Origin of the sequence: Nocardia alni, assembly GCF_019038435.1 — a bacterium.
GTDB classification, from domain to species: Bacteria; Actinomycetota; Actinomycetes; order Mycobacteriales; family Mycobacteriaceae; genus Nocardia; species Nocardia alni.
Map to the genome: position 1 here is coordinate 13,349 of NZ_JAGPOX010000028.1, position 19,763 is coordinate 33,111.

Here is a 19,763-nt window from a genome sequence, read left to right on the forward strand (position 1 = left end):
CTCGGTATTCACCCGGCCGTGCCGGGAGGACGAGAAGTGGGCCGTCCGATGACGAGGGTGGGACCGCCCGGTCGGTCTAGTTCTGGCGCGCGGCCGTCAGGGCATCCTCCAAGGTGGTGTACATCGAGAAGACCTTGTCCAGCCCGGTCACGGTGAGCTGGCGGCCGGTGGCCGGGCCGTGCGCGACGACGTAGATCCTGGTGGTCGTGTCGGCCCGCTGATGCGCTGCGACGAGGGCTGCCATGCCGGCCGACGCCAGGAAGGTCACCTTGGACAGGTCGATGATGAAGACCGCGGGCTTGCCACCCAGCGTGGCGTCGATCGCGTTCTCCAGTGCGGGGGCCGTCGCGAGGTCGACCTCACCGGCCACCGTGAGCACGGTCGCTTCGTCGTGCACCGAGACCGAAGTGGTCATTGTGTCGGCCAAGGGGTAAGCGTCTCCGGAAGTATTGGTCACATCAAGACAATCTGCCATGAACCCGCGCTCCGTGCCGCATCGTCGCGCGGATCCGCTGTTGATTCGTAGTATTCGCCGACGTGAAAACCGCAGGCACGCCGAATAATCCGACAAATACCGCGACCTGCTGGCAGATGAGTGCCGGAGTGTCACATCTGTGCCCTCGCCAGGACAGATTGCCATGGAATCAATCGCCGCGCGAGGCGTTGCCGTTACTCCCGGCTCGCCGCGGCGAACGACACTGCGGGAAGTTTAGCCATCATTCGCACATGGGTGCCCACCCCGACGTGGTCGATGACCAATTCGTCGGTCAGCGCCTGCATCATGGTGATGCCGCGGCCGCGATAGCCCGGATCCTCCGGCAGCGGGCGCCAAATCCCGTTATCGGACACCCGGATGGTGACCCGGTCCAGCGCGCAGTCCGCGGACAACGCCATGCGTCCCGACTCGCCGTCCAGATACGCGTGTTCGATGCTGTTGCTGCACGCCTCGTTGGCCGCGGCGACCAGATCGCCCGCCAGCTCGTGCGGGACGGCCGCCGCGCCCAGCCAGGACGCCAGCGCACGGCGCAGGCTCGACAGCCGGCTCGCCTCCGCGGGCACGTCCAGGTGCAGCGCGCGCGGCGGCTGGCGATACACCACCATGGCCACGTCGTCGTCGTAACCGGCCGCCGGGCGCAGCCGGGACAGCACCGCGTCGGCCACCTCGCGCGGTAGATCCTCGGCGGCGGTGGACAATTCGTCGGCGAGTTCGTCGAAGCGCACATCGAAGTCGATACCGCGCTGTTCGACCAGGCCGTCGGTGTACAGCACAAGGGTCGAACCGGGTTCGAGCTGGGTGGTCGCCTCGGGCCGCCGGGTGTCGAAGGTGGCCAGCGGCACCCCGCGCCCGCCCTCCAGCAACCGGCCCTTACTGCCCGGCGCGGCCAGCATCGGCGGCATATGCCCGGCGTTGGAGTAGCGCAGCACCCCGCGTTCGGGGTCCATGATCCCGGCGCAGACCGTGGTGCACATCGCACCCGGGATGCGCGCGGCCACGGTGTCCAGTTCGGCCAGCAACTGCGCCGGACCCGCGCCGCGCAACAGCAGCGCCCGCGCGGCCGTACGCAACTGACCCATCACGACCGCCGCGGACAGGCCTCGGCCGACGCAGTCGCCGACCACCAGGCCGATGGCGCCGTCGCGCAGCTGCACCACGTCGTACCAGTCGCCGCCGATCTCGAGGGGCGGTAGCGCCGGCTCGTAGTGCACCGAGAACCGCGGCGGCAGCTCGATCGGCCCGAGCATGGCCCGCTGCAGCGTCAGCGAGGTCGAGCGCGCGGCGTCGAAGTTGCGCGCGCGCTGCACGGCCAGGCTCAGCTGGCCGACCAGCAGGGAGAACAGCGCCCAGTCACCCGGGCTGATCGCGCGTGGCGCGGCGAACCGCAGCCACAGCGCCGCGTCGGTGGTCTCGCCCAGCGGCGCGACGATACCCTCCGAACTGGCCGCACCCTCCGGTATCGCGAACATGGTCCGCCCGGGCCGCAGCCGCGCCCGATCCAGCAGCGCCCGCGCCCGCGCGTCCAGGACCTGCCGGGACTGCGCGCCGTCACCGCCCGAGACGTACAGTTCGGGCCCGGTCTGGCGGTTCGGCCACATGGACACCACCGCGGTCTCCGCGCCGACCGCGCGCCGCACTTCCTCGAGCCCGACGCCGAGCACTTCGACCACACTGGTGGACGCCGCGACCGCGGTCGCGAGGCGGGAGACGGCCTGATCGCGGGCCTGCGCGTCGTGCTCGGCGGTGACGTCGCGGATGGTGCCGACGAAGATCCGCTCGTTGTCCTCCGGGCGCACCACCGAGGAGGTGCTGACCCCGAGCCACAGCCGCCGCCCGTCGCGGTGGCGTATCGGCATCACGAAGCGCGCGGCCTCGGTGCCCAGATCCGGATAGCGCGATTCGCTGGAGATCGACCACGGATGCGGGAGGGGATACGGCACGGTCTCCGGGCCGTATCCGGTCAGCGCGCCGAAGGACGTGTTGACCTCGATGACGGCGCCGTGTGAATCGGCGACGAAGAATCCGTCCTGCAGCGATTCGACCAGCGCGGTGCGGAACGCGTCGCGCTGATCGAGATCGTCGGCGCGCAAACGCTGCAATTCGTAGGAGCGGGTGCTGTCCAGGAATCCGCGGGTGGCGACGTCGAGCGCGGCCATGGTCTGCAGCAGGAATTCCAGCGTGGTGTCGGTGGGGGAGACGGCGGATTCGGCTGGGCCGGTGGTGTTGGCGGCGTTGTCTTTGCGCGCCAGCAGATCCCACTGCGCGAGCAGCCGGAAGTGATGTTCGGTCAGATCCAGGATACTGACGCCCTCGACCAGCGCGCGCCGCCCCAGCTCGTATCCCTCGGCGAGAGTGAACTGGGTCGGTGAATCCAGGTGCAGGCGAAGGGCACTGGTGTACGCCTCACGGAATTCCACCAGCGGGGAGGCGGGTACAATCCTGTCGGATTCGGTCACGTCGGGAATCGGTTCGCCGAGTTCGGCTGTCTCGGCGGCCCGCTCGCCGGAACCGGCTGCGTCCGTGAACCTTTCGCCGTGTTCGCTCATTGCGCCGGAGTGGTGTGGCCGCGATGGCGCGCGGCCAGTACCAGCGCGTCGTCGGTGTCCTTGGCGTGGCGTTCGAGGATCGCGGCGGCGATCTCGGCGGTCGGGCGGGACAGGTCGATGGTTTCGATGTAGTCACTGACGATGCCGTCGGTGGTCATCAGCAGCAGATCCCCCACCCGCACCGGCACGGTCTGCGTCGAAATGTTCTGGGGTAGCCGGTAACCGACGATGCCCGCCGTGAGCAGGGCCGTGGCCCGGATCGTCGGCTTCGCGGGCGCCGCGGCCACGATGCGTGTCTCGACGTTGCCGACGCCGAGCCACTGGACCCGGTCACCGGTGTCGAACAGGGACAGCGACAGCGCCGCGCCCCGGGTATCGGCCAATGCGCGATGGCACAGCACCACCAGTACGTCGAGGGGTTCGGCGCGATTGTCCGAAAGTACCTGTGCCGCACGGTCGGAGGCCTCGGCGGCGGCCGGACCGTGCCCGAGGCCGTCCAGCGCGGCGAACAGCACCGACTCACCGCCCGCGTCGAGCACTACCGCACGGTCACCGCACACCCGCTGGCCCGGAAGCGCCCTGGCCGCGGATGCCCATTCGATCGCGCCGGACAATCCGTTGTCATGCACCGGCGCGCACCCACTTCCACATCTCCACCAAAGTGCCCTGGCCGGGCGTGGATTCGACGAGGAGCTCGTCCATCAGGCGTCGTGCGCCGGGCAGGCCCAAACCCAGGCCGTGTCCGGTCGAGTAGCCGTCCTCGAGGGCTCGGGGGATGTCGAGAATTCCCGGGCCTTGGTCTTGTGCCTGGATCACGAGCGCGCGGCGTCCCTCCCGATTCTCCACGGCGATACGAACTTCGCCGGTTCCCGCGTAACTGGTGATGTTGCGTGCGACCTCCGAGATAGCGGTTGCGATCATGGTGATATCGGTCAGGGAAAAACCCAGCTGCGTTGCGAGTTCTCGCCCGGCCTGACGTGCGGTAACGATGTCGCCCGACATCTTCACTGCGATCACCACAGGGTCAGCGGCCACGATCACGACCGTCTCTTTGGGCCCGTGGATTGTGCAGCTTTCGGTTCAGCCAGGAAAGGCCCTCCTCGAGATCGAGGGCGGTGTGCATGTCCTCGAACGTCAAGCCCAGCTGCACCATCGCGAACGCGACTTCGGGTTGCAGACCGACGATGACCGTCTCCGCGCCGCGCAGCTTGGTCATGTGCGCGATATTACGCAGTGAGCGGGCCGCGAACGAATCCATCACGTCGATCGCTGTGACGTCGACGATGATGCCGCGCGCGCGGTACCTGCTCACGTAGGCCATCAGGTCGTCCTGCAGGCGCTCGGTATCGCCGTCGGTCAACGCCGACTGGACCGAGGCGATCAGGTACGTGCCCTGCTTCAGAATGGGTACCGGCATGTCCGCCTCGGATTACCGTCCGTCGCGATCGGTCGTGGGGTGCGAAACCTCGTAACCGATCTGTCGTTCCGCCTCCTCGATACCGCCCTGCAGGTCGCCGACGGCGTTGATCTTGGACAGATCCAGGCCGATGGTGACAAGCGCGAGGGCGATTTCCGAGGACAGGCCGGTGAGGATGACGTTGGCGCCCATCAGACCCGAGGCGTCGACCGTCTGCACCAGGTGGTTGGCCACCGTGGAGTCGATCATCGGAACACCGGTGATGTCGATGACGACGACCTTGGCTCGATTGGCGCGAATCGCCCGCAGCAGCTGTTCGGTGAGCTGCCGGGCGCGCTGGCTGTCCAGCACGCCGATGATGGGCAGGATCAGGAGCTGCTCCCGCACCTGGAGCACGGGGGTGGACAGCTCGCGGATCGCTTCCTGCTGCTGCCGGATGACGCGCTCGCGCTCCTGCACGAAGGAGATGGCCACCGTGTTGGCGATGCGGTTCGCGGCCGGCTCGTACGCGTCGAGCACTCGCTTGAGTAGCTCGAAGTCCGATTGGTACTTGTCGAACAAACTGCGGGACAGAACGTCTCGCAGGAGCAGCACGATCCCGATGACTTCCTCGGTCTCGACCCCTCGCGGAATGATGCGCTCGGACAGATCGCGCGCGTAGGCCTGCAGCGCCTCGACGCTACCGGTCTCGAGGACCTCGACGTAGTTGTCGTAGATCGAGGTGGCCTCGGAGAAGACCTCCTCCGGGGTCATAGCGGTCAGCAGCTGCGAATCGGTGATGCGGCGAGCCCACTCTTCACGCAGCTCGGTGCGGTTTTGACGGAGGTGTTCGACCAGCTCCGGAAGCAGGCTGTCGACCGGGCCGGCCGGCAGCGAGTCCGGCGACAGGCCGATGGACATGTCGGACATGAAAACTCCGGCCCCTTTCGTTAAGGGTTAGGTCGGTTGGTCGTCGGTGACTCGCACACGGCCGCCCTTCGCGTGCCTGTCGAGCCTAGTCTTACCCGATACCCCCGACATCCCAAACAAAACCTGGGTTGTCGGGTCGTGATCTTCAGCCGGCGCGGCCGTTGCGGTGCTCGATTCGCTGCTCTGTGCGGGCGACACGGGCCTCGTTCGGGCCGCGGTGATGGTCCAGCAGTGTGTCGTAGATATCAGCGAGTGCGGCGAGCTGATCGCGGTCCAGCACGTCGATCATGTGCCGCCGGACGCTGGCCACGTAGGCGGGCGCGGCGGTGGTGAGCACGTCGGAGCCCTTGCTGGTCAGGACGGCGGCGGTGCGGCGGGCGTCGTCCGGTATGGACTCGCGGGCGACCAGGCCGCGTTTCTCCATGCGGGTGATCTGATGCGACAGCCGGCTCTGCGACCATTCCAGCACCGACGCCAGTTCGGCGAAACTGCGCCGATGGTCGGGCGCGTCGGCGAGGCGGGCGAGCACGGTGTACTCCACATAGGTCAGATTCGACACGCGCAGGGAATCCCGGCCCACCGCGGCGGCGATCAGGTCCCGGGTGAAGACGAAACCGAGCCAGGCCCGGCTCTCGAGTTCATCGAGCCAATGGGGTTCGGTCACGATGTCGTGCCGGATTCGTGCACGGTCGTCCTGTGCTCGTTCACATCGTGTTCGCACACGCCTCTACTCACGCCTCTGCCTTCGCCTACTCCGTTGCCATCACCCCCATCAATGAGAGGTACACCGCGCCTGTTGAAGGTGCAACCTGTGAGCGGAAATTCAAGATCAAAATTATCTCGACGGGCGGGCCGGCGGCCGCTGATTAGGTTTGCCTTACAAGGGTACGTCCGTCTGGCACGGATACAGTTCGGAGGGCCGTCCGACGGTGAGATGTGGGCGGTGTGGCCCCCAAGTTCTGAGGAGTGCGATTCGTGACCGCGCCTGAGTTTCTTTACTCGGATCTGCTGCCAACCGGTGCGGACGAGACCCCCTACCGGCTGCTGACCACCGAGGGTGTCAACACCTTCGAGGTGAACGGACGCACGTTCCTGCAAGTCGAGCCCGAGGTGCTGAGCATGCTCACCGCCGAGGCCATGCACGACATCAGCCACTACCTGCGCCCGGCCCACCTGGCCCAGCTGCGCAAGATCATCGATGACCCGGAGTCCTCGGGCAACGACCGTTTCGTGGCGCTGGACCTGCTCAAGAACGTGAACATCTCCGCGGGCGGCATCCTGCCCATGTGCCAGGACACCGGCACCGCGATCGTGATGGGTAAGAAATCCGAGGGAGTTCTGACCGGAGCGGACGACGCGGAGTGGATCAGCCGCGGCGTGTTCGACGCCTACACCAAGCTGAACCTGCGTTACTCGCAGCTGGCCCCGATCACCATGTGGGACGAGAAGAACACCGGCTCCAACCTGCCGGCGCAGGTCGAGTTGTATTCCACCGCCGCAGATCCCGCGCATCCGGCGTACAAGTTCCTGTTCATGGCCAAGGGCGGCGGGTCGGCGAACAAGTCGTTCCTGTATCAGGAGACCAAGGCGATCCTGAATCCGGCCGGGATGCTGGACTTCCTCGACGAGAAGATCCGCTCGCTGGGCACCGCGGCCTGCCCGCCGTACCACCTGGCGGTGGTGATCGGCGGCACCTCGGCCGAATTCGCCCTGAAGACGGCCAAATACGCCTCGGCGCACTACCTGGACACCCTGCCGACCTCGGGATCCATGGCCGCGCACGGCTTCCGGGACGTCGAGCTGGAGCAGGAGGTGTTCAAACTCACCCAATCCTTCGGCATCGGGGCGCAATTCGGCGGTAAGTACTTCTGCCACGACGTGCGCGTCATCCGGCTGCCGCGCCACGGGGCCAGCTGCCCGGTGGCGATCGCGGTGTCCTGTTCGGCGGATCGCCAGGCGCTGGCGAAGATCACTCCCGAGGGCGTGTTCCTCGAGCAGTTGGAACGCGAACCGGCGCAGTACCTGCCGGAGCAGACCGACGAGATCCTCGGCGGTGACGTGGTTCAGGTCGACCTGAACCGGCCGATGTCCGAGATCCGCGCCGAGCTGTCGAAATATCCGGTGAAGACCCGCCTTTCGCTGACGGGGCCGCTGGTGGTGGCGCGTGACATCGCGCACGCCAAGATCAAGGAGCGACTGGACGCGGGCGAGGAGATGCCGCAGTACCTGCGCGATATGGCCGTCTACTACGCCGGTCCGGCCAAGACTCCCGAGGGCTACGCGTCGGGTTCGTTCGGTCCCACCACGGCCGGCCGCATGGACTCCTACGTCGACCAGTTCCAGGCCGCGGGCGGGTCGTTCGTCATGCTGGCCAAGGGAAACCGCTCGGCGCAGGTCACCAGGGCGTGCAAGGAGCACGGCGGCTTCTACCTCGGTTCGATCGGCGGTCCCGCCGCGCGCCTCGCGCTGGACTGCATCAAATCCGTCGAGGTCCTGGAGTATCAGGAGCTGGGCATGGAAGCGGTGTGGAAGATCGAGGTCGAGGACTTCCCGGCGTTCATCGTCGTCGACGACAAGGGCAACGACTTCTTCGCCGAGACCCAGAAGCCGATCGCCCTGCGTGTGCGCACGCGCTCGAAGGAACGCGTCTGAATCTTCTTGCGCCGCAGGCCCCGAATCGGCTCGATGCCGGTTCGGGGCCTGCGTGTGTTGGGGAACACTCTTATGTGTGCGTGAACAAGGTGTCGATGAGGGCGACGCTGAGGGGGCCACCCATCCTCCCGAGAGGTGTTGCGGCCCAGTACAGCCCATTGGCAGGTCGTCTCGCCGACGCTCCGCCGGTCGAGTGATCCGCCGGAGACCGCCCTCCCCGGTTCACGACTTCAGCCGCAGAATGCGTTCGGCGTTCGCGTGCGCGACTCGCTCCTTGTCGGCGGGGGCGAGCGGCGCGGTACGCATGAATTCCGCTGCCTGCCCGCTCGACTCGTACGGATAGTCGATCGAGAACAGCACGTTGTCGACGCCGATCGCCTGGATCGCGTCGGTCAGCGCCGAGTGCGAGAACACCCCGGACGTGGTGATCGCGATGTTCGGGCCGAAATATTCCGAGGGTAGCTTCTTCAGCTGTCGCTGCTGTGCGGGATCCAGATCGCGGTAGCGGGCGTCGATGCGGAACAGCTGGGCGGGCAGGAATTCGCCCATATGCCCCAAGATGATTCGGGCGCCGGGGAATCGGTCGAAGACGCCGCCGAAGATCAGGCGCAGCGCATGTCCGGCGGTGCGGTGATTCCAGCTGAACGTGGCGTGTTCCAGGCTCGGGTATCCCTGCAGCACATGCCATTCGTCCGACGGCACCGGATTCGGGTGGATGTAGAGCGGGACTCCGAGGTCCTGAAGGGTCTCCCAGACCGGCTCGTACCGCGGCTCATCGAGGTAGTGGCCCACGGTGTGATCGTTGACGAGCGCGCCGCACAGGCCGAGTTCTTCTACGGCGCGGCGCAACTCGGCGGCCGCGCGATTCGGATCCTGCAGGGGGAGGGCGGCCAGACCCTGGAATCGGTCCGGATGCTCGCCGATGACGGTGGCGAGGAAGTCGTTGGCCGCACGGGCGTCGGCCACCGCGACGTCCGGGTCGGGTTGCATCTGGATGCCGGGCGCGGTCAACGACAGCACCTGCACGTCGATACCGTGTTCGTCCATCTCCGGGAGGCGGAATTCGGTGAAGTCGGGCAACTTTCGCCGCCAGTCGGCGAGCAGGTCGGCCTTGACGGGGATGTGACCCATCGGCAGGCCGTCGGATGACAGGCCGTCGTACCAGAACGCTTCTTCCAGGGCGATGAGCTTCATGGGATTGCCTTCCGTAGTGCCAGTTGCCGATCGGTGATTTCGGTCGGCGAACAGGCCGGCGAGTCCGGGGCATCGGGCGCCGGACGGGGTCGGCTCTGCTCTCGCGAGGCGCCTGCGCGGCACTCGCGCCAACCATTAAGTAGCTTAATGGTCTGAGTGCTACGGTAGCACTGTGCGCGAAGAAAAAGAACCGGCCGACGAGCCGCTCGCGAGACTGTTGTGGCGGGCGCACCACTGGTTCCGCACGGCCGTCACCGCGGGTTTCGACGGTGACGACGGCGATGTGAGCCCCGCGAACGCGACCCTGCTGAGCCAGCTCGAGCCGGAGGGCATGCCCATGGCCGACCTCGCCCGGCTGATCGGCGTGAGCACCCCGGCGATCCATCAGATGGTCCACCGCCTGGTCGCCCAGGGCCTTCTGGAGGTCGCGCCGAACCCGCGCTCCGGCCGTTCGAAACTCGTCCTGCTGACCCCGGCGGGGCTCGTGCGCCGCAGAGAAGCGCTGAAGCTGCTCGCCGAGCTGGAAACCGAACTGGCGCAACGCATCGGACAGCGGCGGGTGGCGGGGCTGCGTGATGCGCTGGAGCGAGACTGGGGTGACGCGACTGTTGTCGCCGAGGGGATTCGAGGGATCGATGAGCATCGGTCGTGACGAGTCTCGACGATCGCTGGCGCTCTTGGCCGTGTTGCGCGGCGTCACGCCCGAGCAGCGCGCCGGGTTGATTCGTGCGATCGCGCAGCCGTCCGGGCGACGGCGACCCACGCGCCGGTAGACAGGTCGAGGACGTCCTTGCCGGTCTCGAGCCGGTTGTGGGTCTACCAGGCGATTCCGGTGTGCAGAAGGCCGTTCGGGTCGGTCGTGGTGCGTACGCTGCGCAGGCGGTTCAGGTTGCCCGCGTAGTAGCGGGACGGATCCTGGCCGAGTTCGACGTAGTTGGCGTAGGCTCCGGCGCTGGCGGGGCCGAGGGTGCGGTGGGCGTCGGCGATCCAGCGCTGGGCGTCGGCGGGGTCGCCGGGGTCGTCCACGATCCACTGGAGGGTTGCGGTGTGGGTGCGCCACGGGAAGGCCGAGGCGTCGGGGGCGGTGTCGCGGACCGCGCCGTCGAGGGGGTCGATCAGGACGTAACCCGTTGCGCCGACGCGGGATCGGGCCGTGATGACGCCGACGATGGTGGCCGCGATGGCGGGGGTGATCTGGGCGACGACGTCGGATCCGGCCACCTTGGTCGAGCGTGGGGTGGTGGATCCGCCGCCGAGTTGGTCGGTGGCGGCCATATGGTCCAGGGTGCGGCTGTCGGTGCCCGAGGCCGGGGTGCCGGCTGTGGCGGTTAGTCCGGCTGTGGCGGTCGAGCCCTGGCCCGCGGGCGTCACGATCAGCGCCTCGCAGCCGAGTTGCCCTGCGGCGCTGGAGATCGTGAGATTCGACCAGATCGAGCGGTCGGCCGCGGACAGCCATCGGGCCCAGCCGGTGAGGACCTGCGTTGCCGCCTCGGGCGGGAAGGTCACGTGCACGATATCGCGGGACTGCGCGGGGCAGGTGCGGTAGGTCAGCGAGGTGACGATTCCGGCGCTGCCGCCGCCACCGCGCAACGCCCAGAACAGGCCCGGCAGCTGGGTGGACGAGGTTTGGGCGCTGCCGCCGCCGGGCATGACGACTCGCGCCGACACCAGTTGATCGCAGGTCAGCCCATAGCGACGCGAGTCGACGCCGATCCCGCCGCCCAGGGTCAGCCCCGCCACGCCGACCGTGGGGCAGGTGCCCAGCGGCAGCGACCGGCCCGTGGCGTCCAGCCGCGCCAGCAGCGCACGCGCGGTGACGCCGGCGCCCACCGTGACCTGATCGCCGTCCGGGGTGATGTCGGACAGGCCGCGCACGTCCACCACGAGTGCCCCGCTGGTCGCCGAGGCGCCGACATAGGAGTGCCCACCGGCCCGCGCGGCCAGTGGGATTCGGTTGTCGCGCGCGAAGGCGGCGGCCGCCAGCACGTCCGGCTCACCGGCGGCCTCGACAATGGCCGCCGGGGAGTCGCCGTCGAATTGTGGATCGAAAAGCTGTTTCGCGGAGGAGTATTCGCCGTCGCCCGGCAGTAAGAGGTTGCCCCGCAATTGTTTCCGCAGAGCATCCCATGGCGGAGTGCTCGCCGACGCGGATGCCGGAACGAGACCCGCCGTGCCCGCCGCGGTGACCGCGACCGCCGTGCGGAGCAGGATGCGCCGGGACAGCCGGTCGTCATTCGAATTCACCGATATCTCCTGAACAATCGGGGCCGCGCTCACCGCTCCACTTCGCCGACGCCCGGCTCCGTCGGGTGCGAGGCGCGCTGTGCCGGCTGTTCGCCACGCCCCGTTCACGACTCGCGCTGTGTCCGCTGGTGTGCTCGCAAGTTCGCTCTGGACGGTACCCGGTCGCACCGGTGCGTGGCCGCGTCGCCCCGCGCCGGGGACAGGCCGGTGAGTGCGACGAGTGCCGCGGCGCCCACTGCGGCGCCGGCCGCGACCATCAGGTGGGCCGGTGGCAGGAAGGTTCGGAAACGGTTACGTCTACTCAAAATCCTCCGTCGTCGGGACTGTCGCGGTGCGCCCGGGTCGGCGAGCGCGGCGGTGGTGTGGTCGGCGCGGCGGTGGTGCAGTGGTAGCAACAGATCGTAGCGAACAGTTAACTGAATGAAGGATTCATCGCGTGTCGCAGCGGCAGAGAAGGTGATTTCGTCGGATACGTCCCGAAATGATCTTCGGATAGCTACTGTTCGGTACCGGCTCGGCGGGTTGCCGGATCGGTGCTGGCCGTTGATGCTGGTCAGGCGGGATCGGTATCGGATGCGCCGCTCGATTCGCATGCCGACGGCCATTCGCGGCAAACTTTGGCAAACACGACGAATACGCTGTCTAATACGATGTGCCGGGGGCTCGAATACGGCATGGTGGGTATTCGGCGACGTCCTGGCATCGTGCCGGGAGGCCGCCCGACATGATGGAGGTTGGGTTGCAAGGGCGCGTTGGGGGTTCGGCTCGCTGGTCGGTGCCGATGGCGCACCGCGCGCGCGAGGTCGACGTGCGGCGGAGCGGGACTGGTTCGGGGCGCGACGGCGACGACACGGCCAACTGGTTCGCGCCGGGGTGGATGCTGCTGGAATTCCCGACGGCGATATTGATGGCCGTCTTCGTCGGCACCGGCTGGCTCGGCTACGCCCAGCACGGGCGGCTCAACTCCGACACGCCGATCCCCGCGGTCGTCGTCCCCGCGCCGGGCGATGCGGCCGCCCCGCATGAAGCCACGGCTGCCGCGCACGACGGTTCGCCCGCGGCGGGCGTTGGCACGTACACGCAGAGCGCTGTGCCCACCTCGGGCGTCGAAGCCGCTGTCCCACCCGGCAATCCGGCGTCACGCTGAGTTCGTACCGCTCAGTGAGCGTCGTTCACCCCGTTCCATGAGCGTGGATTGCGTTGTCACCGTCGGCGTGGATCACTTCGTCACAATGGGCGCCGAGCGCTTCGTCATCCCGGCGTGCTTGTGGCCGGGATCCATGGCGACCCGATGACAGCTTACGGATCCAGGATCTTTCCCGGATTGAGCAGTCCATAGGGATCGAGAGCGCGTTTGATGGCGGCCATGACGTCCACGGCATCACCGTGTTCCGCGCGGAGATACTGCTTCTTCGCCAGGCCGATGCCGTGCTCGCCAGTGGCGGTGCCGCCCACGTCGAGTGCGTGCTGCACCATCGCGTGCGAGAAACGCTGTGCCGCAGGAAGACTCTCGTCGGTGTAGGGGACCACCACGTGCACGTTGCCGTCGCCGATGTGTCCGGCCGCGCTGATGTCCAGGCCGAGTTCGGCCCCGAGGCGGGTGGCGGTGTCGACCGCGTCGGCGATGTGCGAATACGGCACGGCGGTATCGGTCACCAGGAAGCGGTGTCCGGGGCTGCGGGCCTTGAGCGCGAAGAACAGTCGGTGCCTGTCCTCCCACAGCGCGTGCCGCTCGGTGTGGGTACGGGCGAGGTCGATCTCGGTCGCGCCGCACGCCAAGCAGATTCGCTGGATCTCGCGTTCGTCCGAGGCCGCCGCCGCGTCCGAGGCAGCCTCCAGATCGATGAACAGCGCCGGCGCCTCGGGGTAGCCGGTGCCGCGAAAGCCGTTGACCGCGGCCATACTCGCGGCGTCGGCGAATTCGAGACGGCTGACCGGCAGCGCCAGTCCGAGCATATCCACCGCGGCGGCCACGGCGGATCGCACGGTGGGAAAGGAGATTCGCAGCGACCGAAGGTATTCCGGGATCGGGTGCAGCCGAACCGTCAGCTCGGTGATGATCGCCAGCGTGCCCGCCGACCCGATCAGCAGATCCTTCAGGTCGTATCCGCTGGAGGACTTGCGCACCGCGCGGCCTATCCGCATCGCCCGCCCGTCGGCGAAAACAGCCTGAAGCGCAACAACATTGGTGCGCATACCACCGTATCGCACGCTGGTCGTGCCGCTGGCGTTGGTGGCCGCCATCCCGCCCAGCGAGGCGTCCGCGCCGGGATCCACCGTGAACTGCATGCCGATCTCGGCCGCCGCCGCGTTGAGCCGGGTGCGGGTCACGCCCGGCTGCACGGTGGCGGTGAAGTCGGCGGCCGAGAGGTGCAGGATCGAATCGGCTTGCGACAGATCCAGTATCAGCTCATCGCCCCGGGCCAGTACGTGGCCCTCGAGGCTGGTGCCCGCACCCCGGGCGATGAGCGGGGTCCGGGTCTCGCGCGCCCATCCGACGACGGCCAGCACCTCGTCGAGACCGGCCGCGTAGGCGACTCCGCGCGGGCGGCTGCCCGGGCGGCCGGTCTCGTCGGTGACGAACTGATCGAGAATCGCCGGGCGGGTGTCGATCTCGAACGGCGCGTCGAAGGCGATCGTCATCTGCGTTCCAGAATCGTGGTGACGAGCATGGTGTGATCGTCCATCCGGCGGGTCACGGTCCAGCCGAGTTCGGCGTAGGCGGCCTCGTACTCGGCTTGCGTCCACAGCCGCACGCCGGTGATCGTGTGGTAGATCTCGTAGGTCGGGGAGAACCAGGGCTGCTGGGTCCAGTAGTCGGCCTCGAGCAGGTATCCGTCGCCGACGACCAGGCGCCGCATGTTGGGGAACCAGTCCATCCAGCCGCGCAGCACCGCGGCGATGCCCTCGCCGTCGCTGGCGAGCTGGTGCAGCAGGAAGAACGACATCGCGGTGGTGACGCTGTCCCGGTCGACGTGCGCGAGCCAGGCGGGCGGCTGCCGCTCGGGCTGCACCGAACCGGCCAGCAGTGTGATCCGTTCGGCCAGACCGAGTTCGGCGACGTCGGCAGTGGCGGCCTCGATCACCTCGGCTTCGATATCCACGCCCAGGAATCGCTCCTGGGTGGCGATCCCGGCCAGCGCCTGCACCCGCCCGGCGTCGGCGCAGCCGAGATCGATGGTGCAGCCCGGTGTGTCGGTGGCGATGGTCTGTCCGATTCCGGCGAAGATCTCCGGCCGCCGTCGCGCGATATCGGTGCAGGCGCGCGCCACCTCACCGGCCTCGGTTGCGGCGGGGATGTATTCGTCGTGCGCCGCGCTGGAGAGCTGACGGAAGGTGGGTTCCCAGCCGCGTACGGCGCAGCGCACGAAGCCGCGGTTCTTGCCCACGTCGTGTCCGGTGTGGGTCAGGTGGTAGCGGTGGCCCCGGCGGGTGAGGAATCCGGCGCGCAGCAATCCGACGGCCACGGTCTGCTGGATGCCGGTGGTGGGGGCGATGGTATCGCCACCCAGCAGCGTCGTCCACCAACCCCAGTCGTCGGCGGCCACGATGAGCTGGCCGGCCGTCTGGCCCTCGATGACGTCGCGGATGGTGAAATCGCCGATGGCGGACTGGGTCTGGAACAGGGGTGTCACTGCGGTCATGATCATGTCTCCTGAATGGGGGCGATGGCGATCGCCTGGACTTCTATGAGCAGCCCCTCGATGGGCAGGGTGGTGATGGTGGTGGTCCGCGCCGGTGCGGCTGACTCGAAAAACTTGGCGAAGGCGGCGTTCCAGGCCCCGAACCACTGCCGGTCGGACAGGTAGCAGTCGAGTTTGAGCACCCGGTCCCGGGTCGATCCCGCGGCGGTGAGCGCGGCATCGAGTTGTGTCAGGACGGCGTCGGCCTGTTCGTCGAAGGTGGTGGCGGCCACGGTCATCGTGGCCGGATCGATCGCGGCCAAGCCCGAGGTGAAGACCAGGCCGCCACCGGTCCGCGCGGCGGGAAACGGCGCACTCACCGGGCCGCCTCGGTGATCCGGGCGCCGTCGATATCACCGATGGTCGCCGCCCCCGACAGGATCATGAGCGTGCGCAATTCCTCGGTGAGCAGCTCGAACACCCGGTCCACCCCGGATTCACCCGCGGCGGCCAGGCCGTAGATGGCCGCGCGCCCGATGATCACCGCGTCCGCGCCCAGGGCCAGCGCCAGATAGATATCGCTGCCCGTGCGCACACCGCTGTCCAGCAGGATCGGCACGTCCGGCCCGGCCGCCGCGCGCACGCGTGGCAGCATCTCCAGGCTGGCCGGCGCCGGATCTGTCTGACGGCCACCGTGATTGGACACCACGAGTGCCGATGCGCCGATGTCCAGGGCACGTTCGGCCGCGGCCGGCGTGAGAATGCCCTTGGCGATCCACGGCAGCCCGAAATCGGTGGCCGCGGCGGCCAGCTGATTCCAATTCCACACCGCCCCGCCCCGTTTGAGCAGCTGTCCGAACACCTCGGCGACGCCGGGCGCGCCGTTCTCGCCGGTGAGGTTGCCCGCGAAGTATCGCTGGTCCGGATCGAACCGATTCCCCATGTTGCGCGTGCGGAATCCGCCCACGGGACAGTCCACTGTCACGCACAGCGCATCGAATCCGTTGTGCGCCACGTGTTCCGCGACTGCGGCGGCGTGTCCGAACGGGTGCACCTGGGCGATTCGCGCGGCCCGGGGCGCGGCCGCGTGCACCCGCTCGTAAGAGTAGGTGCCCGCCTCCGGGACGATCGAGAGCGCACCGTGCCGCTGCGCCGCTCGCGCCACCGCGAGATGCCCGTCGGCATGATAGAGCCCGTCCCCGCCGAACGGTGCGGTCAGGATCGGCACCGCGAGCTCGAGGCCCAGCAGTTCGGTGCGGGTCGAGGGAGCCCCGACGCCGCTCATCGGTTCGGGCAGGATGCGCCAATGCTCGAAGGCCGCGAGGTTGGCGCGCAGCGTGATTTCCTTGCCTGCTCCGCCTTCGATGAAGTCCAGCACATCGGGCAGCAGGGCCGTGGCGGCGGCGCGGTGGATCTCGTCCAGGGTGCCGAAGTCGACGCGGGTGGGGTAGAAGCTGTCCAACTGCGCGGTCATGCCCCCACCTCGCTCGGTTCGGGCATGACCCCGGGAGCGGCCGTGCCTGTTGTTCGCTCGACGATGTCTATCGAACGCTCGCTCATGCGACGCCTCCCGCGGGTTCGGCGACCGTGTCGGATGCACCTGCGCCAGTGGATTCCCGGGCGGCGACGACAGAGTGTTTGCGCCCGTAGGTGAGGTACAGCACCGCGCCCGCGGCACTCCAGATCACGAACCGCAGCCAGGTGAGCGGCTCGAATGTGGTGGCGAGCCAGATACATCCGGCGATCGCGAGCAGGGGCACGACCGGCATGAGCGGCGTGCGGAACGGGCGCGGACGGCCGGGGTCGGTGCGGCGCAGGATCATTACGCCGAGACAGACCGTGACGAAAGCGAACAGCGCGCCGATGTTCACCAGTTCCGCCACGGTGTCGATGGGCGTCAGCCCGGCCACCACGGCGATGATCACACCCAGTACCACACTCAGCCGCATCGGCACCCCGCGTGAGCTGGTGCGGCACAGTGCCTTCGGAATGAGGCCGTCGCGGGCCATGGCGAAGACCAGACGTGTCTGCCCGTAGAAGACCATCAGCAGGCCCTTGGTGAGCGCGATCACCGAGGCCACCAGGATCACCTTGCCGATCCAGCCCGCGCCGATCGCGGCCAGGGCGGTGGCCACGGGCGCGGCGTTGTTGAGGGTGGTGTACTTGGACACGCCGGTCAGCACGGCGCTCACGGCCACGTACAGCACGGTCGCGATGATGACCGATCCGATGATTCCCCACGGCATGTCACGGCGCGGATTGCGCGTTTCCTCGGCCGAGGTGGCCACCACGTCGAATCCGAGATAGGCGAAGAATGCCAGGGCCGCGCCGGCGGCTATTCCGTGGACGCCGAACGGCATGAACGGCGCCCAGTTTCCCGCATGCAGATGCGGCGCGCCGAGGACGATGACGAGTATCAGGACGGCGATCGTGAGGGCCACGAGGGTTTTCACCACGGCCGCGGCGATTTTCACCTCCAAGACCAGTACGGCGACGATGACGCCGACGATGAGCACGGCCGGAAGGTTGATGACGCCGCCGTCGCTGGGGCCGGCCGATATCGCCTTCGGTAGTTCGACTCCGAACAGTGATTTCAGTGCCGCTCCGAATAGCCCGGACCAGCCGATCGCGACAGCGGCGGCCGCGACGGCATATTCGAGGAGTAAATTCCAGCCGACGAGGAATGCGGGCGCCTCACCCATGGTGGAATACGTGTACGTATAGGCGCTCCCGGATACCGGTGTCATCGAGGCCAGTTCGCTGTAGCACAGCGCGACCAGGACGCAGATCGCCCCGGCCAGCACGAATGACAGAACGATGGCCGGCCCGGCCTTGGTGGCGGCCGCGACGCCGGTGGTGACGAATATGCCCGCGCCGATAATGGTTCCGACGCCCATGGCGATCAAATCGGTACGGCCGAGGCTGCGGGTGAGGGCGCCGCCGGGGCCCGCTATGGTGTCGATCGACGCCTCGGTGCTGCGCATGCGGAACGCGGTCGCGCGGCGGGATGCCGACGGGCCGGTCCTCGTGGGTACTGCCATGACTGTATTCCATTCGCTGGAAAATGTATTCGGTTGTTCTGTATTCAAGTGAATCAACTGGATTTTGTGAGCCTGTGAACGCAAGTAACGTGTTGGTTTCGTGTGCTGCCGAAAAGTATTGGGGTGCAATCTATTAAGGACATGCCAATGGCGCGCGGTGGTATTTCCGCGCGTATTTCGCAGGCCGCGAGCGTTGCTGGAATTCGCCGAATCGTCGATGACGGCGGATTCTCGAGCAGAAGGGTCGTGGGGGGAAATTATGCGATTGTCGTTCGGTGTGTCAGTTGGCGGTCGTCACTGTGTGATCGTGGTGGTCGGAGGTGGCGTGCGCCTTCGTGCGGCGGACGACAGCGGTGGCGATGGCGATCAACGCCAACGCGACAGCCGCGGCCAGTACGGCGTCACGCATCGAGGCGACCGTTGCCACGACGCCCAGGCCGATCGTTCCGACCGCCGCGCACAGGTACGCGACCGCCGCGAAACGTGAGGCGATCCGCGCGTGGTGATCGGGAGGCGTTGCGGCGCTGACGATCCGCAGCCCGGTGCGATACGCGATGCCCTGCCCGCACCCGGCGACCGCCGCGCCGAACAGCAACATCGGCAGGCTCGGTATCCAGGACACCGCCGCCGCGATCGCCACGCCGAGGATGATGATCAATTGTGCGGCAACGGGTTCGGCGGGCAGAGTATTCGGCGCGAGAACGCGCTGCGCGATCCACGCGCATACCAGATACAGCGTCACCGGCAGCGCCAGCAGGGTGAGATTCGAGGTGCCCAGCAGTATCGCGCCGTAGCTGGGCAGCAGCGCGACCACCAGTCCGGCCGAAACCCATGCGGCAATTCCGGTGAGATATCCGGTAATCGGCGGTTCGTCGCCGGATGTGGCGGCGTGCGCTGAATTCGCGACGACGGCGGTGCGCACGACGCGATCGGACAGCACGAGCGCGGCGACGACGGCGAGCACGATCGCGTGCACGACATAGACGGTGACCCCTGGGGCTGGAAGATATTGTGCCAGCACGGCAGCCGCGAAAGTGCCCAGCGCGGAACCGAATACGGTCGCGCTCGCCATCGCGGTGCGTCCGCGCTCGCCCCGGCGCTCCAGGATCAACCCGGCCAGCGAGCCGGTCACCAGGCCCACCGAGAGTCCGGCGCAGATCCGCGCCGCACAGGCGAGCCACGGCGAATGCGCCAGTGCCATGGCCAGATCCGCGCATACGCCGAAGCCGCTGCCGACCCCGATCCGCCACCACCACCCCCTGCGCGATAGTGGCGTCCCGAGGTACGACAGCGTCGGGGTGAGCGCGAACAGATACGCGGCGAAGATCACCGTGATCAGCAGCGGCGCGAGCGTCCAGGCATGCCGGTAGTAGGGCATCATGCCGGTCGCCATATTCGGCTGCGCCATGATGAGCACCAGTAGTGCGCCCGGGGCCGCTAACCGCATGCCGCCTCCTAATTGAGGAGATCTTCTCGGTTAGACGATAGACAACTGGGAAGAAGTTCTCTACTCGGCTGATGTAAACGCTCGGTTTCGACACGGCCGGATACCGATGCGTCCACGGCTGTTTGCGGACAGGCCGGGACCGTTTTCCGACACGCTTTGCCCCACTCGGCGTGGCGCGATAGGCGATTGTGCAG

General features: G+C 67.7%; 18 protein-coding genes. 3 read left to right on the plus strand and 15 right to left on the minus strand.

Annotation, left to right across the window (positions count from 1 at the left end):
- Window positions 1–76: 76 nt before the first annotated feature.
- The 7 genes from JZ791_RS13395 to JZ791_RS13425 all read right to left on the minus strand — a co-directional run bounded on the left by JZ791_RS13395 (window position 77) and on the right by JZ791_RS13425 (window position 6,032).
- Window positions 77–415, minus strand: a complete 339-nt coding sequence (locus JZ791_RS13395; RefSeq protein ID WP_216894726.1) for an STAS domain-containing protein — start codon at window positions 413–415, stop codon at window positions 77–79.
- A 254-nt stretch (window positions 416–669) separates the two neighbouring features.
- Window positions 670–3,042 carry a SpoIIE family protein phosphatase gene (locus tag JZ791_RS13400; protein ID WP_216894650.1) on the minus strand — a complete coding sequence of 791 codons (2,373 nt, stop codon included), beginning with the start codon at window positions 3,040–3,042 and terminating at the stop codon, window positions 670–672.
- A complete protein-coding gene (locus tag JZ791_RS13405; RefSeq protein ID WP_216894652.1) occupies window positions 3,039–3,671 on the minus strand; it encodes a SpoIIE family protein phosphatase in 633 nt (210 codons plus the stop codon). Before JZ791_RS13405 ends, JZ791_RS13400 begins: the two co-directional genes overlap by 4 nt.
- Window positions 3,664–4,077: an ATP-binding protein gene (locus tag JZ791_RS13410; protein ID WP_308162909.1), complete on the minus strand. Its 414-nt coding sequence runs from the start codon at window positions 4,075–4,077 to the stop codon at window positions 3,664–3,666. The genes JZ791_RS13405 and JZ791_RS13410 overlap by 8 nt, the downstream gene beginning before the upstream one ends.
- Window positions 4,067–4,459, minus strand: a complete 393-nt coding sequence (locus JZ791_RS13415; RefSeq protein ID WP_216894654.1) for an STAS domain-containing protein — start codon at window positions 4,457–4,459, stop codon at window positions 4,067–4,069. Before JZ791_RS13415 ends, JZ791_RS13410 begins: the two co-directional genes overlap by 11 nt.
- 12 nt (window positions 4,460–4,471) lie before the next feature.
- Complete coding sequence (locus JZ791_RS13420) at window positions 4,472–5,368, minus strand: STAS domain-containing protein (protein ID WP_216894656.1); 897 nt, start codon at window positions 5,366–5,368, stop codon at window positions 4,472–4,474.
- 145 nt (window positions 5,369–5,513) lie between these two features.
- The gene (locus JZ791_RS13425; RefSeq protein ID WP_216894657.1) at window positions 5,514–6,032 is read right to left on the minus strand and encodes a MarR family winged helix-turn-helix transcriptional regulator; all 519 of its coding nucleotides are present in this window, start codon (window positions 6,030–6,032) and stop codon (window positions 5,514–5,516) included.
- Between the two features lie 311 nt (window positions 6,033–6,343).
- Here JZ791_RS13425 and JZ791_RS13430 point away from each other — a divergent pair, with 311 nt between their 5' ends.
- On the plus strand, window positions 6,344–8,020 hold the full coding sequence (locus JZ791_RS13430) for a fumarate hydratase (RefSeq protein WP_216894659.1): 1,677 nt from the start codon (window positions 6,344–6,346) through the stop codon (window positions 8,018–8,020).
- Window positions 8,021–8,242: 222 nt separating this feature from the next.
- Here the strand turns inward: JZ791_RS13430 and JZ791_RS13435 are convergent, their stop codons facing one another.
- Window positions 8,243–9,214 carry an amidohydrolase family protein gene (locus tag JZ791_RS13435; protein WP_216894661.1) on the minus strand — a complete coding sequence of 324 codons (972 nt, stop codon included), beginning with the start codon at window positions 9,212–9,214 and terminating at the stop codon, window positions 8,243–8,245.
- A 172-nt stretch (window positions 9,215–9,386) separates the two neighbouring features.
- Here JZ791_RS13435 and JZ791_RS13440 point away from each other — a divergent pair, with 172 nt between their 5' ends.
- The gene (locus JZ791_RS13440) at window positions 9,387–9,866 is read left to right on the plus strand and encodes a MarR family winged helix-turn-helix transcriptional regulator (RefSeq protein ID WP_216894663.1); all 480 of its coding nucleotides are present in this window, start codon (window positions 9,387–9,389) and stop codon (window positions 9,864–9,866) included.
- 164 nt (window positions 9,867–10,030) lie between these two features.
- Here JZ791_RS13440 and JZ791_RS13445 read toward each other — a convergent pair whose 3' ends face one another.
- On the minus strand, window positions 10,031–11,458 hold the full coding sequence (locus JZ791_RS13445) for an FAD-binding oxidoreductase (protein ID WP_216894665.1): 1,428 nt from the start codon (window positions 11,456–11,458) through the stop codon (window positions 10,031–10,033).
- A gap of 739 nt (window positions 11,459–12,197) precedes the next feature.
- Here JZ791_RS13445 and JZ791_RS13450 point away from each other — a divergent pair.
- A complete protein-coding gene (locus JZ791_RS13450; RefSeq protein ID WP_216894666.1) occupies window positions 12,198–12,605 on the plus strand; it encodes a hypothetical protein in 408 nt (135 codons plus the stop codon).
- 152 nt (window positions 12,606–12,757) lie between these two features.
- Here JZ791_RS13450 and JZ791_RS13455 read toward each other — a convergent pair whose 3' ends face one another.
- From JZ791_RS13455 to JZ791_RS13480, 6 genes are all read right to left on the minus strand, one after another.
- Entirely contained in the window at window positions 12,758–14,101 is a 1,344-nt protein-coding gene (locus JZ791_RS13455) for an FAD-binding oxidoreductase (RefSeq protein WP_216894668.1), read from the minus strand.
- Window positions 14,098–15,102, minus strand: a complete 1,005-nt coding sequence (locus tag JZ791_RS13460) for a class I SAM-dependent methyltransferase (protein WP_216894670.1) — start codon at window positions 15,100–15,102, stop codon at window positions 14,098–14,100. The genes JZ791_RS13455 and JZ791_RS13460 overlap by 4 nt, the downstream gene beginning before the upstream one ends.
- 2 nt (window positions 15,103–15,104) lie before the next feature.
- The gene (locus JZ791_RS13465; RefSeq protein ID WP_216894672.1) at window positions 15,105–15,461 is read right to left on the minus strand and encodes a RidA family protein; all 357 of its coding nucleotides are present in this window, start codon (window positions 15,459–15,461) and stop codon (window positions 15,105–15,107) included.
- Complete coding sequence (locus JZ791_RS13470) at window positions 15,458–16,555, minus strand: alpha-hydroxy acid oxidase (protein WP_216894674.1); 1,098 nt, start codon at window positions 16,553–16,555, stop codon at window positions 15,458–15,460. Before JZ791_RS13470 ends, JZ791_RS13465 begins: the two co-directional genes overlap by 4 nt.
- A gap of 82 nt (window positions 16,556–16,637) precedes the next feature.
- A complete protein-coding gene (locus JZ791_RS13475) occupies window positions 16,638–18,122 on the minus strand; it encodes an amino acid permease (protein ID WP_216894676.1) in 1,485 nt (494 codons plus the stop codon).
- 280 nt (window positions 18,123–18,402) lie between these two features.
- Window positions 18,403–19,569, minus strand: a complete 1,167-nt coding sequence (locus JZ791_RS13480) for an MFS transporter (RefSeq protein ID WP_216894678.1) — start codon at window positions 19,567–19,569, stop codon at window positions 18,403–18,405.
- Window positions 19,570–19,763: the final 194 nt, after the last annotated feature.

What these genes read in the sequence shown, in the direction of transcription:
- JZ791_RS13460 (WP_216894670.1), bottom strand. Translation starts at nt 15,102, where the DNA reads ATGACCGCAGTGACACCCCTGTTCCAGACCCAGTCCGCCATCGGCGAT.
- JZ791_RS13415 (WP_216894654.1), bottom strand. Translation starts at nt 4,459, where the DNA reads ATGCCGGTACCCATTCTGAAGCAGGGCACGTACCTGATCGCCTCGGTC.
- JZ791_RS13475 (WP_216894676.1), bottom strand. Translation starts at nt 18,122, where the DNA reads ATGGCAGTACCCACGAGGACCGGCCCGTCGGCATCCCGCCGCGCGACC.
- JZ791_RS13455 (WP_216894668.1), bottom strand. Translation starts at nt 14,101, where the DNA reads ATGACGATCGCCTTCGACGCGCCGTTCGAGATCGACACCCGCCCGGCG.
- JZ791_RS13420 (WP_216894656.1), bottom strand. Translation starts at nt 5,368, where the DNA reads ATGTCCGACATGTCCATCGGCCTGTCGCCGGACTCGCTGCCGGCCGGC.
- JZ791_RS13480 (WP_216894678.1), bottom strand. Translation starts at nt 19,569, where the DNA reads ATGCGGTTAGCGGCCCCGGGCGCACTACTGGTGCTCATCATGGCGCAG.
- JZ791_RS13470 (WP_216894674.1), bottom strand. Translation starts at nt 16,555, where the DNA reads ATGACCGCGCAGTTGGACAGCTTCTACCCCACCCGCGTCGACTTCGGC.
- JZ791_RS13400 (WP_216894650.1), bottom strand. Translation starts at nt 3,042, where the DNA reads ATGAGCGAACACGGCGAAAGGTTCACGGACGCAGCCGGTTCCGGCGAG.
- JZ791_RS13395 (WP_216894726.1), bottom strand. Translation starts at nt 415, where the DNA reads ATGACCACTTCGGTCTCGGTGCACGACGAAGCGACCGTGCTCACGGTG.
- JZ791_RS13435 (WP_216894661.1), bottom strand. Translation starts at nt 9,214, where the DNA reads ATGAAGCTCATCGCCCTGGAAGAAGCGTTCTGGTACGACGGCCTGTCA.